The 248-nt window shown below is 56.0% G+C and carries 2 protein-coding genes; one reads left to right on the forward strand and one right to left on the reverse strand.

The window, feature by feature from the left end; genetic code table 11:
* The coding region (locus FCK22_RS18690) for a 50S ribosomal protein L36 (RefSeq protein ID WP_136720778.1) at positions 1-77 on the forward strand (77 nt) is incomplete at its 5' end.
* On the opposite strand, the gene FCK22_RS19175 is transcribed toward FCK22_RS18690, so the two are convergent.
* On the reverse strand, positions 68-248 hold a 181-nt coding region (locus FCK22_RS19175; protein WP_211243606.1), incomplete at its 5' end, for a hypothetical protein. The genes FCK22_RS18690 and FCK22_RS19175 overlap by 10 nt on opposite strands.

The raw sequence follows: 248 nt of genomic DNA on the forward strand, positions 1-248 counted from the left end.
GCCGTGTTGTGCGTCGCAAAGGCCGCGTTTACGTCATCAACAAGACGCAGCGCCGGTTCAAAGCCCGTCAGGGCTGAGCTTCGCAGCTATTCGATTTAAAGGCCGCTCCTTCGGGGGCGGCTTTTTTCGTTGCGCCTATCTGCTTGCAACCCCGGCGCAAAACCCCACTTTCAAGGCAGGCTTGAATAACAAGGAAGACCATCATGTCGGACACGCCCGAATATACGCCCCCCAAAGTTTGGAAATGG

The organism is Sulfitobacter sp. 15WGC (assembly GCF_005068605.1).
Taxonomy (GTDB): Bacteria; Pseudomonadota; Alphaproteobacteria; order Rhodobacterales; family Rhodobacteraceae; genus Sulfitobacter; species Sulfitobacter faviae.